This is a genomic window from Prolixibacter sp. SD074, from assembly GCF_009617895.1.
Lineage (GTDB): Bacteria > Bacteroidota > Bacteroidia > Bacteroidales > Prolixibacteraceae > Prolixibacter.
Genome location: NZ_BLAW01000001.1, coordinates 3,544,219 through 3,557,349, shown reverse-complemented (window position 1 = coordinate 3,557,349; position 13,131 = coordinate 3,544,219). Strand labels below are relative to the sequence as shown.

At 44.8% G+C, this 13,131-nt stretch carries 13 protein-coding genes; 8 read left to right on the top strand and 5 right to left on the bottom strand.

Annotated features, from left to right (window positions below):
* The first annotated feature begins 84 nt into the window (after window positions 1–84).
* The 3 genes from tig to clpX all read left to right on the top strand — a co-directional run bounded on the left by tig (window position 85) and on the right by clpX (window position 3,555).
* The gene (tig, locus tag GJU82_RS15225; RefSeq protein ID WP_153632935.1) at window positions 85–1,440 is read left to right on the top strand and encodes a trigger factor; all 1,356 of its coding nucleotides are present in this window, start codon (window positions 85–87) and stop codon (window positions 1,438–1,440) included.
* Window positions 1,441–1,561: 121 nt separating this feature from the next.
* Window positions 1,562–2,254, top strand: a complete 693-nt coding sequence (clpP, locus tag GJU82_RS15220) for an ATP-dependent Clp endopeptidase proteolytic subunit ClpP (RefSeq protein ID WP_153632934.1) — start codon at window positions 1,562–1,564, stop codon at window positions 2,252–2,254.
* An 80-nt stretch (window positions 2,255–2,334) separates the two neighbouring features.
* Entirely contained in the window at window positions 2,335–3,555 is a 1,221-nt protein-coding gene (gene clpX, locus GJU82_RS15215) for an ATP-dependent Clp protease ATP-binding subunit ClpX (protein WP_153632933.1), read from the top strand.
* A 49-nt stretch (window positions 3,556–3,604) separates the two neighbouring features.
* Here clpX and rmuC read toward each other — a convergent pair whose 3' ends face one another.
* The 4 genes from rmuC to GJU82_RS15195 all read right to left on the bottom strand — a co-directional run bounded on the left by rmuC (window position 3,605) and on the right by GJU82_RS15195 (window position 8,242).
* Window positions 3,605–4,966 (bottom strand): DNA recombination protein RmuC, encoded by a 1,362-nt coding sequence (gene rmuC / locus GJU82_RS15210; RefSeq protein ID WP_153632932.1) that lies wholly within the window; start codon window positions 4,964–4,966, stop codon window positions 3,605–3,607.
* 93 nt (window positions 4,967–5,059) lie between these two features.
* Window positions 5,060–6,145 carry a 3-oxoacyl-ACP synthase III family protein gene (locus GJU82_RS15205; RefSeq protein WP_153632931.1) on the bottom strand — a complete coding sequence of 362 codons (1,086 nt, stop codon included), beginning with the start codon at window positions 6,143–6,145 and terminating at the stop codon, window positions 5,060–5,062.
* 5 nt (window positions 6,146–6,150) lie between these two features.
* Complete coding sequence (locus tag GJU82_RS15200) at window positions 6,151–6,900, bottom strand: UDP-2,3-diacylglucosamine diphosphatase (RefSeq protein ID WP_228488722.1); 750 nt, start codon at window positions 6,898–6,900, stop codon at window positions 6,151–6,153.
* Window positions 6,901–7,096: 196 nt separating this feature from the next.
* Entirely contained in the window at window positions 7,097–8,242 is a 1,146-nt protein-coding gene (locus tag GJU82_RS15195; RefSeq protein WP_153632929.1) for a TlpA disulfide reductase family protein, read from the bottom strand.
* Between the two features lie 302 nt (window positions 8,243–8,544).
* Between GJU82_RS15195 and GJU82_RS15190 the strand changes: the two genes are divergently transcribed.
* Both GJU82_RS15190 and ahcY read left to right on the top strand, forming a co-directional pair.
* The gene (locus tag GJU82_RS15190) at window positions 8,545–9,480 is read left to right on the top strand and encodes a bifunctional riboflavin kinase/FAD synthetase (protein ID WP_153632928.1); all 936 of its coding nucleotides are present in this window, start codon (window positions 8,545–8,547) and stop codon (window positions 9,478–9,480) included.
* Window positions 9,481–9,568: 88 nt separating this feature from the next.
* The gene (gene ahcY, locus GJU82_RS15185; protein ID WP_153632927.1) at window positions 9,569–10,987 is read left to right on the top strand and encodes an adenosylhomocysteinase; all 1,419 of its coding nucleotides are present in this window, start codon (window positions 9,569–9,571) and stop codon (window positions 10,985–10,987) included.
* Window positions 10,988–11,063: 76 nt separating this feature from the next.
* On the opposite strand, the gene GJU82_RS15180 is transcribed toward ahcY, so the two are convergent.
* Window positions 11,064–11,492: a Rieske 2Fe-2S domain-containing protein gene (locus tag GJU82_RS15180; protein WP_153632926.1), complete on the bottom strand. Its 429-nt coding sequence runs from the start codon at window positions 11,490–11,492 to the stop codon at window positions 11,064–11,066.
* Between the two features lie 51 nt (window positions 11,493–11,543).
* Between GJU82_RS15180 and GJU82_RS15175 the strand changes: the two genes are divergently transcribed.
* From GJU82_RS15175 to GJU82_RS15165, 3 genes are all read left to right on the top strand, one after another.
* On the top strand, window positions 11,544–12,047 hold the full coding sequence (locus GJU82_RS15175) for a hypothetical protein (RefSeq protein ID WP_153632925.1): 504 nt from the start codon (window positions 11,544–11,546) through the stop codon (window positions 12,045–12,047).
* Between the two features lie 164 nt (window positions 12,048–12,211).
* Window positions 12,212–12,691 carry a transcription elongation factor GreA gene (gene greA / locus GJU82_RS15170; protein ID WP_153632924.1) on the top strand — a complete coding sequence of 160 codons (480 nt, stop codon included), beginning with the start codon at window positions 12,212–12,214 and terminating at the stop codon, window positions 12,689–12,691.
* A gap of 20 nt (window positions 12,692–12,711) precedes the next feature.
* Complete coding sequence (locus GJU82_RS15165; RefSeq protein ID WP_153632923.1) at window positions 12,712–13,104, top strand: HIT family protein; 393 nt, start codon at window positions 12,712–12,714, stop codon at window positions 13,102–13,104.
* Window positions 13,105–13,131 lie beyond the last annotated feature (27 nt).

Sequence of the window (13,131 nt, the reverse complement as noted above, 5' to 3'; positions counted from 1 at the left end):
GTTTTTTAAATGGATGTTTTTAGCAGGAAGGGACGCCCGCCGGACTCTTCCCTCAGGCATTTAAAATCACTCAAGAAAAACGTTATGAACATCACCAGAGAAAACATCGATGATTTGAATGCTGTTGTCACACTGACCGTTGAAAAAAACGATTATGAGGCAACGGTAAACGAAACACTGAAGGATTACCGTAAGAAAGCTAATATGCCTGGCTTCCGTCAAGGGAAGGTTCCTGCCGGGCTAATCAAAAAAATGTACGGAAAATCGCTCCTGGCCGAAGAAGTGAACAAGATTCTCAGTCGCGAGCTCATGAAATATATCAGCGAGGAAAAACTCGATATTCTGGGCGAACCGCTTCCGGACGAAGAGAAGCAGCCGACGATTGACTGGGACAAAGACGAAAACTTCGAATTTGTTTTCGATATTGCCATGTCACCGGAAATCAACGTTACCCTCGACAAGCGTCGTAAACTTCCCTACTATGTCATCCAGGTTGATGACGACCTGATCGACAAACAGGTAGAAGGTTACACCAACCGTTTCGGAACCAACGTGCCCGCTGAAGAGGTAGGCGAAAAAGAAACCGTACGCGGTGATTTTGCTGAGCTGGATGCTGACGGAAACATAAAAGAAGGCGGTATCATGGCTAACGATGTCCTGGTTTCGATTGACCTGATCAAAAACGAGGATATCAAAAAACAGTTCATTGGAGCCAAAGTTGGTGATGTGATTCGTTTTGATCCGAAAGTTGCTTTTGAGAATGACCACGAAGTAGGCCACATGCTGAACCTGGATCATGATGCTTCTCATGCCCTGAACGCTGAATTCAACTATACTATTAATGTTATCAATACTTTCGTCCCGGCTGAAGTCAACGAAGAGATGGTAACTAAGATTTATGGCGAAGATTCGGAAGTGAAGACCGTAGAAGACATGAGGAATAAAATTGCTGAGGATCTGAAAGAAAACCTGGTATATTCAAGCAACTACCGCTTCCTGGTTGATGCGAAGGAAGTACTGACCAAGAGCGCTAACATTGAATTGCCTGAAGCATTCCTGAAACGCTGGTTGGTGGCTACCAACGAGAATCTGACCGCAGAACAAGTTGATACGGACTTTGAAAACTTCCGTACCGATCTTGAATGGCAGCTGATAAAGAACAAGCTGGGCAAAGAAAACGAACTGAGTGTGGAAGAAGCTGAAATTCGTGACATGGCCCGCGAAATGGCACTCATGCAGTTCCGCCAGTATGGTATGATGACCGTACCGGACGAGCACCTCGACCAGTTTGCCAACTCTATTCTTCAGAACGAAGAAGAGCGTCGCAGAATGGTAGAGAAAAAGCTCGAAGACAAAATCCTGGAAGTTATCAAAGAAAAAGTAAATATTGAAGAAAAAGAGGTGAGCCAGGAAGAGTTCGACAAGCTCTTTGAAAAATAAACAGGCCAACCACCTTTAATACCATATTTTTATAACTTTGTGGAGCGGGCGGTTCTCCGTGCAATTAAAGCACCGAGAATCGCCCGGCAGCACAAAGTTTTCTTATTTAAATCAATCCAGTATGAATTCAAATAGTGACGAGTTTCGTAAATATGCGACCAAGCACATGGGGATCAGCAGTCTGACCCTCGATCGCTATAATTCTGTTTACGCTAATTATATTTCCCCGACCATTATTGAGGAACGTCAAATGAACGTTGCCTCGATGGACGTGTTCTCCCGTCTGATGATGGACCGCATTATCTTCCTCGGCGTGCCGATTGATGATTATGTAGCCAACATCATTCAGGCACAGTTGCTTTTCCTCGAATCATCCGACCCGGGAAAAGATATCCAGATTTATTTCAATTCTCCCGGAGGTGCTGTTCACGCTGGTTTAGGAATTTACGATACCATGCAATACATTAGCTGCGATGTGGCAACCATCTGTACCGGAATGGCGGCATCAATGGCAGCTGTATTGATGGCTGCCGGAACGGATGGGAAACGTTCGGCGCTTCCACATTCCCGCATCATGATTCATCAGCCCATGGGTGGTGCACAGGGACAGGCTTCCGATATCGAAATTACGGCCCGTGAAATCATGAAACTGAAAAAGGAACTGTACGAGATTATTGCTTTTCACAGTAAGCAACCTTTTGAACAAGTGGAAAAGGATTCGGACCGCGACTACTGGTTAACTGCCCAGGAAGCCAAGGATTACGGAATGATTGACGATATTCTGACAAGAGAAAAAGATAAAGTAAAGAAGTAACACAAAAACGATTTCCTGAAAATAGAAAAAGGGGCGAAGAACCAACAAATTTTCATCTCCTTTTTTCGATAATATAGCATATGGATAGATGTTCATTTTGTGGCAGAGAGAAGAAAGATGTCAATCTTTTGATTGCCGGTATGGAGGGTCACATTTGTGACAGCTGTATCGAGCAGGCTCATGCCATTATTGAAGAGGAATTCAAAAAGAGCGACGGATTTGACCTGAGCGGTATTGAGTTGAAGAAACCCAGGGAGATTAAAGAATTTCTTGACCAATACGTTATCGGGCAGGACGACGCCAAAAAGATTCTTTCAGTGGCCGTTTACAACCACTACAAAAGGTTGAACCAGAAGGTAGAGGATGACGGGACCGAGATTGAAAAATCAAACATCATCCTGGTTGGTCCTACCGGGACAGGTAAAACATTGCTGGCCAAAACCATCGCCCGGATGCTGCATGTGCCGTTCACGATAGTGGATGCCACAGTTTTGACCGAAGCCGGTTATGTGGGCGAAGACATTGAAAGTTTGCTTACCCGTTTGCTCCAGGCAGCCGATTATAACGTCGAAGCTGCTGAGCGCGGCATTGTTTTCGTTGATGAGATTGACAAAATTGCCCGCAAAGGCGATAATCCATCCATCACCCGCGATGTATCAGGCGAAGGTGTTCAGCAAGGTTTACTGAAACTGCTGGAAGGTGCGGTAGTGAATGTTCCGCCGCAAGGTGGCCGGAAACACCCGGAACAAAAAATGATCCCGGTGGACACCAAAAATATTTTGTTCATCTGTGGAGGTGCCTTCGAAGGCATCGACCGGAAAATTGGTCAACGTCTGAACACCAAAGTAGTTGGTTACAACGCCAGCAAGGATACTGAACAAGTCGATCGGGAAAACCTGCTACAGTATGTATCACCACAGGACCTTCGCTCATACGGGCTTATTCCTGAAATTATCGGTCGTCTGCCTGTCCTGACTTACCTCAGGCAACTCGATCGGGAAGCCTTGCGCCGTATTTTAATCGAACCCAAAAACTCCATCATCAAACAGTACATCAAACTGTTTCAAATGGATAACATCAAACTCGAATTTGCCGATGATACCCTTGATTACATTGTTGACAAGGCCATCGAGTTTAAGCTGGGCGCCCGCGGTTTACGTTCCATCTGTGAAACCATTATGATTGATGCCATGTATGATATGCCATCAACAGAAAAAGGTGAAGTAGAAATCGTTATCGAGAAAGGATTTGCCAGCGAGAAAATTAATCGCCTGAGTGCAACCCGCCTCAAAGCAAGCTAAGCTATTTTCGAAAACGACATAAAAAGGGTGCCCGAAACGGGCACCCTTTTTATTCGGGCAATGCTTCGTCCGTTATAAATTTATCGGGTATTTCCTTTTGTGCCTTGGCGCCAAGTACCCTGATTTTTTCAGCTGTCCGCACCAGGTTGCCACGACCGGTATGCAACTTGTTCATCGCTTTGTCGTAATTGTCACGGGCACTATCCAGCCCCTTCCCAATTTTCTCCAGATCATTGATGAAATTGACAAATTTATCATACAATGATCCACTCTGCTGGGCAATTTCCAGCGCGTTCCGCGTCTGGTTCTCCTGCCGCCAGATGGAAGCAATGGTACGAAGCGAGGCCAGTAAAGTAGAAGGACTTACAATCACCACCTTATTGTCCCATGCATAGCCAAACAAATCCTGATCCTGCTGAACAGCAACACTAAAGGAAGACTCGATGGGCAAAAAGAGCAACACAAAATCCGGGACATTCAGGTTTTTGGCAGACGGATAGTGTTTTTCACTCAACGTTTTCACATGCGTGCGAAGCGACAGCAGATGTTCCTTCATCGCTTTTTCCCGATCTTCATCAGTTGCTGCGTTTACCAAACGCTCATAAGCGACCAGCGAAACCTTGGAATCAATAATCAAATGCTTCTTGTCGGGAAGATGTACGATCACGTCGGGACGAATGACTTTCCCTTCCATGTTGGTATCCACCACTTCCCGCTCAAACTCCTGCCCTTCCGTCAGCCCTGAACGCTCCAACACACGCTCCAGTACAATCTCGCCCCAGTTTCCCTGCTTCTTCACGTCACCTTTCAAGGCGTTAGTCAGATTTTGTGCATCGGTTGAAATCTTCACGTTCAAATCCTGCAGCTTTTTTAATTCAGCTTTCAGGTCGGTCTGGTCCTTCAAACCTTTTTCATAGGTGTCTTCCACCTTCTTTTCGAATAACTGGATCTTCTCCTTCAGCGGATTGAGAATATCCGATATATTTTTCTGGTTGACCGTCGTAAACTCCTTCGAATTTTCTTTCAGTATTTTCCCGGCAATATTTTCGAACTCGGTCGTAAATTTCTTCTGGACCTGTTCCAGCTCCTTAGCTTGATTCTCCAACTTCTCCTGCATGTTTCGCAAGTCCGTTTGCGTTTCAGCCAAATGCCGGTTCAGGATTTCATTTTTCTCCCGTTCCGCATTCAATACCTTTTTCAGCTCATCCAGCTCCGGTTTAAGCGAGTTGGCCTGTTGTTCCGCCAACGATTTCTCTTTATCGGCGACAGCCAGTTGGGCCATAAATTCCTGCTTCGCTTTAGCCAGATTTTGTGCCCCGGCCATTTCGGCGGCCCTTGCTTTGGAACGTTGAATAAGCCAGCCAATTGCCACACCAACAACGACACCGATAACTAAAAAAACAATTTCCATTTTGTGTTGAGATTTCAGGTTTGCTTAAAGGTATAAAAAAGCGCACACATCGTTTCAACCGATGGCGCGCCGAATATTTCGTTTTAACTATTTTCAGGGAATCCGGTAAACGATGGAATTGATAATCATACCGGCCCCAACCGAAGTGAGAACAATGTTGTCACCTGAGCTGAAGGCATGATCCTCCATTTTTCCTTTACTGATTAAATCGTACAGCGTAGGAATAGTTGCCGAAGAGGAGTTACCAAATTTCCGGATGGTCATTGGCATCAAATCCTTCGGATAACTGCGCTTACCATAGAGCTTGAACAAACGTCCAAGAATGGCATCATCCATTTTCTCATTGGCCTGATGAATCAATACTTTACTTACATCCCCAAGCCCAAGCCCTACAGCGTCCAGACTTTGTTTCACAACTCCGGGAACATTGGATAATGCATAAACATACACCTTATTACCCATCATCCTAATAAACAACTCGTTTCCTTCGTAAGCCGGATTGATTGATTGTGCCATCTTCAGCCATTCGCCCCCGTCAATAGCATCAGAACGGCTGGCGTACGACAATATGCCTACCGGGACATCGCTCTCGCGACCTTCCACGATGACCGCACCTGCTCCGTCGGAAAAGATCATGGAATCACGATCGTGCGGATCACGGATCCTCGAATTGACATCCGAACCAATCACCAAACCACGTTTGAAATTACCGCTCCGAATATACGAATCGGCTACAATCATGGCAGTTGTCCATCCGGGACAACCCGCTACTACATCATGACACATACACGCCGGGTTCTTGATGTCCAGCATCCTTTTCACCCGCGTAGAAATGGGTGGCATGATGTCGGCGCGCGGGTTATTGATGTCCATGTCGCCAAAATTATTGGCCACAATCAGGAAATCGAACGATTCCGCGTCGTACCCGGAAGATTCGATGGCATCTTTCGCTGCAAAAGTTGCCAGATCACTCGTTTTGTGTTCCGGCTTTGCATAACGACGTTCTTCAATATTTGTAATTTCGTTGAATTTTTGAATGATCTCGGCATTTGGCCGAGTAATCTTCTCTCCGGTTGCCGGGTCGTAAAAATCCCAATCAAGGAAATGGTCGTTCCGTATTACTATTGGAGGAATATACGAACCACTACCTACAATTACGGTATAAAGCTTCTTATCCATGCAATTTAATTTTTCCCCATTGGGGGAGTATTATGAATTCTTTCCAGTCTAAAATCAGTGCCGTCATACACACCGTAAGAATACTCCCTGATCCATTCTCCCAACAAAAATAATTTACTCTCGTCATTCAGGTTGTATTCGAGTGCCAGATGGCGGTGCCCAAAAACAAAGTAATCAATGTGTTTCCCCTCGTTAATCATTTTCCGGGCAAACGAAACCTGCTCCTCTCTTTCTTCTCCCATAAATTTTGCTCCTTCAACGCCGTTGGACAACCGGCTGTGTTTCGACCATCGATGCGCCAGGCCAAAAGCAAAATTGGGGTGAAGTCTGGAAAATAACCACTGAGCTGTGCGATTATGAAAGAGAGCTTTGATAAACAGGTAGCCTTTATCGGAAGGATTCAGCCCATCGCCATGCGCCAGGAAAAATCGTTTTCCTTTTATCTCGGTTTCAAACGGCTCCCGGTGGACAATAACACCGGTTTCGGACGGTAAATAATCAAACACCCATACGTCGTGGTTTCCTGTAAAGAAATGCACAGGAATGCCTTTATCAGTTATCTCTGCTATTTTCCCCAGTACCCTGACAAATCCCCGGGGGGCAACTCTTTTGTACTCAAACCAAAAGTCGAAAATATCCCCCATCAGGAAAATCATCTCGGCATCGCGACTGATCTCCTCAAGCCATGAGACAAACAGCTTTTCCCGTTCACGATTGTTCCTTAAAGCCGGCGCCCCAAGATGCACATCCGACACGAAATATATTTTTTTGCGAGACGTCACCCTATTACCTGTATACGAATCTATTTCTCATTTCAAAATCACTGCAAATATAGATGTAAAAACGAAGAATTCAAGTGCAAAAATGCTTTGCAGCACTGCTTTCATCCGGTATAAAAAGGGAAAGACCAACTCATGGCTGGTCTTTCCCCGGATTATTTCGAATGAAATATCACTTCAAATATTTTTCCAACGCATTGTTCAGCGCCGGCCCCATCAGGTTCTTAGCCAGAATGGAACCATCCTTGCCCAACAGGTAGTTGGAAGGAATGGATTGGATGTTGTAATTTCTTACAGCCTGAACACTTCCCTTCATATCGCCAACATTGGTCCAGTTGAGATGATCTGCCTTAATTGCATTTGTCCATGCCGTACGGCTGGTATCTATGCTGACCTGGTAAATATCGAATCCTTTCGGATGATATTTTTGGTAATTGGCCACCAAAACCGGATTCATAACGCGTGAATCGCGATCCTGTCCGGCCCAGAACTGAACCAAAACATATTTCCCACGCATTGACGAAAGCGAAACTTCCTTTCCATCAGTGTCGGGCAGCGTGATGTCAGGACTATTCTGACCTGCATCCTTAATCAACCGTGTCATTTTGCGACTGTTTTCCTGACGCATAATTTGCAGCGTATTCGAATGCAATGCTTTTACCTGGCTGCTGTTCGGAAACATGGCCGACAATGCCGATGCTGCTACTTTCATTGTATGTAAATCCTGAACAATGAAATTGCCATCGTCCCATTTTTGGTAAAGCGCCATCACACTCGCCAACGAAAACGGATGGTCCATTACGAATTTCCTGAGGTATTCCGCGTGCTTGTTTTTCAACGCTACATACTCGTCATTCCACTTTTCCCGCTCACTTTCGTAATTGGCATCCTGTTTATGCATATTGAACAAATCGCTGAGAGAATCGAGTTGGCGCTCTACATTGGTATAGTGCATATTCAGTTCCCTGACCAGTTTTGAACCTAAAGACCCCTTCACCGAATAATCCGTCGGAAGGTTTTGATAGCTTCCGGTTACGGTTGCCTGCTCCGTTGAATCGAGCAACAGGGTCACGAAGTTATGATCATTGAATTTCAACAGATAGAACGTTGGCTCAGCCGCATTGCCTTTGAGCTCGAACTGTCCTTTATTGTCCACTTTCATCGAATCAACCGGAATCTGTGAACTCACTTTCAACTCATTCAGGTATAGCATTTTTCCGCCGGCGCCGTCGATGGTTCCCGAAACCGAAAAATTAGTTTTTTCGCTGCATGAATAAAGCAGAAAAAGAATGGCTACTGCAAAAAACAATTTTTTCATATGTTGTCTTTTCTTCAAAGGTTAAGGTGCCTTCTCTTTTCAGTAAATCGAAAAGGTTTATCTCACCTATGGTTTTAGTCTGACGCAAACTCCTGACGATTGTCATCCTGATTTTGCGTGCCGGTTTGCATCGCCGTATTCACAAAATACAACAGCTATGCAGGGAGCAAAAATATAAATTCCACGGATAACTTAACATCTCCCGAAAGGTTTGTAAAACATTTCCCGCCGATTAGCTGTTTTTCTGAACCTCCGGCATACTTATTTTTCTTTACTTTTGTCACGAATAAAATTTACCACAAGTGGAGATTCATAACGGACTTGAACATTTTAATGCCGGTAAACCGGTGATTACCATAGGAACATTCGACGGAGTGCACCTGGGACACCGACAGGTTATTTCCCGGTTAAAGGAAATTGCCGGTTCGGTCAATGGGGAGTCAGTCGTTTTTACGTTCTATCCACACCCCCGGTTAATCGTTAGTCCTGAGGAAAATAACCTGCGCTTACTGACAACCCGGGACGAAAAAATTGAATTATTAAAGGAAATTGGCATCGACCATTTGGTTGTTTTTCCGTTTACAAACGAATTTTCCAAGCTCTCATATGAAGATTTTGTCCGGCAGGTTTTGGTGGAGAAAATGAACATCAGCCACCTGGTGGTTGGGTACGATCACAAACTGGGAAGGAACCGGGAAGGAAACTATACCGCACTGAAAGAACTTTCGAAAGAACTCCATTTTACCATTGAACAGCTTGATGTACTGCTTATGGAAGATGTCAACGTCAGTTCGACGAAAATACGGCAGTCGCTGGAAACTGGGGACGTGGCCCGGGCCAATCGTTACCTGGGATACAATTATACCTTAACAGGAAAAGTCATTGCCGGCAATCAACTGGGACGTAAATTGGGATTTCCAACGGCCAACATCGAAACGCTTGATGAGCACAAACTTATTCCGCATGACGGGGTTTATGCTGTAAGAGTAAAACTTGACGATGCCTGTTATACGGGGATGCTCAATATCGGAACGCGTCCGACAATAAGCCATAATGCCGATCATCGCAGCATTGAGGTGCATATTTTTGATTTCAATCAGGATGTCTATTTGCATGAACTAACACTTTACTTTGTGGGGAAAATCCGCAACGAGCATAAATTCGACTCAGTGGATGCATTACGCGAACAGCTGGAAAAGGACAAAGAGAGTGCGAAAAAAATCCTTTCACGGATGTAAGCTTTCCGCCATATGCTATGGTTGATTATCAGCCTTCGGGTTCGTTCTATTTTTGTTAATTTTGTGTGATTATTAATATCGTTTAAATATGAATGTTGTAACTGATACCAAAACAAATTATAAAGTGAGAGATATTTCTCTTGCTGAGTTTGGAAGAAAAGAGATTGAGATTGCCGAGAAGGAAATGCCCGGACTGATGTCTATTCGTGCCAAATACGAAAAAGAAAAGCCGCTGGCTGGTGCCCGTATTATGGGGTCTTTGCACATGACCATCCAAACTGCCGTTTTAATTGAAACATTGGTAGAACTGGGCGCCGAAGTCCGTTGGGCTTCCTGTAATATTTTCTCCACGCAGGATCACGCTGCCGCTGCCATCGCTGCGACCAACGTACCTGTTTTCGCCTGGAAAGGTGAAACCCTGGAAGAGTACTGGTGGTGTGCCGAACGCGCGCTGGATTTTGGCGATGGAAAAGGCCCGCACCTGATTGTTGATGACGGTGGCGATGCTACATTGATGGTGCACCTGGGCTACAAAGCTGAAAAAGATGCTTCGGTCCTGGAGAAAGAAGCGGAAGGTGAGGATGAAGTTGAACTGCAGAAAACATTGAAACGCATCCTGGCTGAAACTCCGAATCGTTGGAAAAATGCAGTTAAAGAACTGAAAGGTGTTTCGGAAGAAACCACTACCGGTGTTCACCGTCTTTACCAGATGATGGAACGCGGCGAATTGCTTTTCCCGGCCATTAACGTTAACGATTCGGTTACCAAATCGAAATTCGATAATACCTACGGTTGCCGCGAGTCGTTGGCTGACGGTATCAAGCGCGCTACCGACGTAATGATTGCCGGTAAAGTAGTCGTGGTTTGTGGTTATGGCGACGTTGGCAAAGGATGCGCCCGCTCCATGCGTGGTTACGGCGCCCGTGTGGTCGTTACCGAGATTGACCCGATTTGCGCCCTCCAGGCCGCCATGGAAGGTTTCGAAGTAAAAACAGTGGAAGATGCACTGAGCGAAGGGAATATCTACGTGACCACCACCGGAAACAAAGATATCATCACCGCCGAGCACATGGCCAATATGAAAGACCAGGCCATTGTCTGCAACATCGGTCATTTCGATAATGAAATACAAGTGTCGAAACTGGAATCATGGCCGGGAATCAATAAAAAGAATATCAAGCCACAGGTTGACAAATACGAATATCCTGACGGGCATTCCATCTTCCTGCTGGCCGAGGGACGTCTGGTGAATTTGGGATGTGCTACTGGTCACCCGTCGTTCGTGATGAGTAACTCGTTCACCAACCAAACACTCGCTCAGCTCGACCTCTGGAATAATAATTACAAAACAGATGTTTACCGTCTTCCCAAACACCTTGACGAAGAGGTTGCCCGTCTGCACCTGGAACAGTTGGGTGTGAAAATGACCAAATTAACGAAAGAACAAGCTGAATACCTCGGTGTCCCGGAAAACGGACCGTTCAAACCCGAACATTACCGCTATTAATTAACAACCGGAAACAAATAAAAAAAGGGATGGCCATCGAGTAACCACCCCTTTTTTCTTTTTACACAGAAAGGATTTAATTGTGTACCCAAAGTCGACCGCCTGTAGACGTGACCTGGTACATATGAAGATTCCGGGTAGATGGCCCTTCGATAGGGTAGCCGCCACCGAAAAGGCTGTATTGTGAACCACAACATGAACAGGTGGCAATGCCGCTGTCATCGGGTGTTACCGTGCAACTTGCTTTCGCTTCGTACGGACAACAAGTGTCGAAAGCATAGAACCCGTTGCCATTATTCATCACAATAACCCCGGTATAACCTCGCGGAAAAACCTGGTAATTGCCCGGAACCGATAAATCATTATTGGTTGCCAGGTTGATATAAAAATCCACCGGCACATAAGGAATAAACTGTTGCTGATCCTTCTGGCAACTATTGGCCGTTAACAGAAAAAAAACAAGCAAACTAAATTGCAGCCACCGCTTCGATAATCCCTTCAACATTTTTAGTATATTTAGCAACACAGCAGCAAATTTAAAAAAATGCCAGGCAACATGGTTTTACTTACTGAAATAAATACCGCCGGATTTGGTGACTATATCTTCCTGATACTGGTAATTGTAGCTACCATAGTGCAGGCTATTGTTCAACAGCGCAAAAAGCAACGGCTGAAACAACAGAAAGATAATGGTGAACAATATAGGCAGGAAGAGCCCCGACGGCGACGCGAGGTTTACAATCCAATGGATGAACAACGTAACGATCCATTCGGAACGCTATTCGACCGTATGGAAGATATGTTTGATCCGGTACAATATCCTTCCAACGGGCCTGAACCGGAAATGGAACCCTCATATGATGTGGGCAAACCGGAAATCGATCAGAAAAAAGTTGAAGAAATTCTGAAGAAAGCACAAGCGACGAAAATGCCGGGGGACATTACGGCTCCATCGGTCTATCATAAAAAGAAAAAGGAACCGCTCAAGAAAAGTATCCGACGGGATTTTGACCCGCAAAAAGCAGTTATCTATTCCGAGATAATTAACCGTAAGTATTGAAAATGGAATAGTTGCGTTTTGCGTGAAAAAACATTTTTTACAACATCCTTCGTGGAATATTCAGGAAAAACCTTAAATTTGTGGTTCAACAAAAGGAAGAGTTCCGTTTTTTTTTCGGGATTCTTCTTGTTTTTTTAGTGTGTTAACGAAAAATCAAAAGATAAATGGCAAAGGTTACATATATAACTGCTGAAGGTTTAAAAAAATTGAAAGCTGATCTGGAACGACTGATATCGGTTGAACGGCCGGCAATCTCAAAGCAGATAGGCGAAGCCATTGAAAAAGGCGATATTTCGGAGAATGCTGAGTATGATGCCGCCAAAGATGCACAGGGTATGCTCGAGGCGAAAATTGCCAAACTTCAGGAACAGGTAGCCAACGCCCGCATTATCGACCAATCGAAAATTGATTGCTCATCCGTTCAAATTCTGAACAAGGTGACCATCAAGAATAAGAAGAATAATGCCGTAATGGCTTATACCATTGTGTCAGAAACTGAAGCCGACCTGAAAGCCGGTAAAATCAGCGTCAATACTCCCATTGCACAAGGCTTGCTTGGAAAGAAAATTGGCGACGAGGTAGAGATACAAGTTCCTTCGGGTGTTATTCCATTCGAGGTAGTAAATATTGAAATGGGTGTTTAGTACCAATAAAACATAAGTTTATGGCAAGCATTTTCACGAAAATAGTTGAAGGCGAAATTCCGGCGTATAAAGTAGCCGAAGATGATAATTACCTGGCCTTCCTCGATATTCTTCCCCTGGCCAAAGGGCACGTACTGGTTATTCCTAAAAAAGAAGTGGATTATCTTTTCGACCTGGATGATGAGTTGTATGCCGGTTTGCAGTTGTTTGCCAAACGGGTGGCCGTGGCTCTGAAGAAAGCCATTCCATGTAAAAAAGTGGGTGTTGCTGTATTGGGGCTGGAAGTGCCCCATGCCCACATTCATCTGGTGCCCATGCAAAATGAGAAAGACATTAATTTTTCCAATCCGAAGTTGAAACCATCGGAAGAAGAATTCAAAGAAATTACAAAAAAGATTAAAAAGGAATTATAATACAGCTTATTATCGGCCTGTTACAAC

Bases quoted from the DNA above. Each gene is read 5' to 3' on its own strand.
- clpP (WP_153632934.1), top strand. From the start codon at position 1,562: ATGAATTCAAATAGTGACGAGTTTCGTAAATATGCGACCAAGCACATG.
- GJU82_RS15180 (WP_153632926.1), bottom strand. From the start codon at position 11,492: ATGTTGAAGGGATTATCGAAGCGGTGGCTGCAATTTAGTTTGCTTGTT.
- tig (WP_153632935.1), top strand. From the start codon at position 85: ATGAACATCACCAGAGAAAACATCGATGATTTGAATGCTGTTGTCACA.
- clpX (WP_153632933.1), top strand. From the start codon at position 2,335: ATGGATAGATGTTCATTTTGTGGCAGAGAGAAGAAAGATGTCAATCTT.
- GJU82_RS15165 (WP_153632923.1), top strand. From the start codon at position 12,712: ATGGCAAGCATTTTCACGAAAATAGTTGAAGGCGAAATTCCGGCGTAT.
- ahcY (WP_153632927.1), top strand. From the start codon at position 9,569: ATGAATGTTGTAACTGATACCAAAACAAATTATAAAGTGAGAGATATT.
- GJU82_RS15205 (WP_153632931.1), bottom strand. From the start codon at position 6,145: ATGGATAAGAAGCTTTATACCGTAATTGTAGGTAGTGGTTCGTATATT.
- greA (WP_153632924.1), top strand. From the start codon at position 12,212: ATGGCAAAGGTTACATATATAACTGCTGAAGGTTTAAAAAAATTGAAA.
- GJU82_RS15175 (WP_153632925.1), top strand. From the start codon at position 11,544: ATGGTTTTACTTACTGAAATAAATACCGCCGGATTTGGTGACTATATC.
- rmuC (WP_153632932.1), bottom strand. From the start codon at position 4,966: ATGGAAATTGTTTTTTTAGTTATCGGTGTCGTTGTTGGTGTGGCAATT.
- GJU82_RS15195 (WP_153632929.1), bottom strand. From the start codon at position 8,242: ATGAAAAAATTGTTTTTTGCAGTAGCCATTCTTTTTCTGCTTTATTCA.